This window comes from Pseudomonas sp. EA_65y_Pfl1_P113 (assembly GCF_963970525.1).
GTDB lineage: Bacteria > Pseudomonadota > Gammaproteobacteria > Pseudomonadales > Pseudomonadaceae > Aquipseudomonas > Aquipseudomonas tritici.
Map to the genome: position 1 here is coordinate 1 of NZ_CAXAQM010000619.1, position 445 is coordinate 445.

General features: G+C 62.5%; 1 protein-coding gene. It reads left to right on the forward strand.

Annotated elements, in window-relative coordinates; translation table 11 throughout:
* Positions 1-23: 23 nt before the first annotated feature.
* Positions 24-445, forward strand: a 422-nt coding sequence (locus AACY52_RS31400; RefSeq protein ID WP_339561558.1) for a metallophosphoesterase, incomplete at its 3' end; no start/stop codon positions are given.

Here is a 445-nt window from a genome sequence, read left to right on the forward strand (position 1 = left end):
ATATTTTGTCGAAATCCAAGTCCATGCCGCGTCGCCAGATACCAGAGGGGCGACGCGTCTATGCCATTGGCGACATTCACGGTCGGCTCGATCTGCTCGACGATCTGCTCGCCACGATCGCGGCCGATCATGCCGCGCGTTCCCCCGCCCAGCAGACGCTGATCTTCCTCGGCGACCTGATCGATCGCGGCCCGCACTCCGCCGCCGTCATCGACCGTGTCATCGCCTTGCAGCGCAGCGAAATCGACACCCGCGTGCTGATGGGAAACCACGAAGAAGTGTTCCTCAAAGCCCTGAACGGGAGCGTGGACGCGTTGCGCCTGCTGTGCCGCTTCGGAGGGCGCGAGACGATTTTGAGCTATGGCATGGACGAGGCGGCGTATAATCGGGCCGATTATACCGAAGTGCTGCGCGACCTTTCCCTGCTCGTTCCCGACAGCCACCG